This is a genomic window from Paenibacillus sp. 2TAB26 (genome assembly GCF_052115145.1).
GTDB lineage: Bacteria > Bacillota > Bacilli > Paenibacillales > Paenibacillaceae > Pristimantibacillus.
Map to the genome: position 1 here is coordinate 1 of NZ_JBFRGC010000137.1, position 389 is coordinate 389.

Here is a 389-nt window from a genome sequence, read left to right on the forward strand (position 1 = left end):
GTGGCAATACTTTACCGCGGCCGACGACTCCATTGAAACCTATGATGTAGACGGACGGTTGCTTGGCATCAAGGAGAGAAATGGCTGGACTTCAACCCTGACGTATAGCAGCGGCGCGACAACGTCCGCGTCAGGTGGAGGTTCAAAGCTACTCACAAGGGTGCAGAACAACTTCGGTAAAGCTATTGAGTTTTCGTACGACGCGAAGAATCGCGTCGCCACTGTGAAGGGTCCCGATGGCGCGGAGATTCACTACGCATACAACACGGATCGCAGTGTCACGGTCACATGGCCAGATCAGACCGTCAGACGCTATCACCATGGAGACGACACTCCGGGCTTGTCGGCGTATCTCCCCGGGGCATTAACGGGTATCACAGACGAAAGAG

At 55.0% G+C, this 389-nt stretch carries 1 pseudogene; it reads left to right on the top strand.

Annotated elements, in window-relative coordinates:
* A pseudogene (locus AB4Z50_RS36240) lies at positions 1-389 on the top strand (hypothetical protein); the annotation flags it as partial.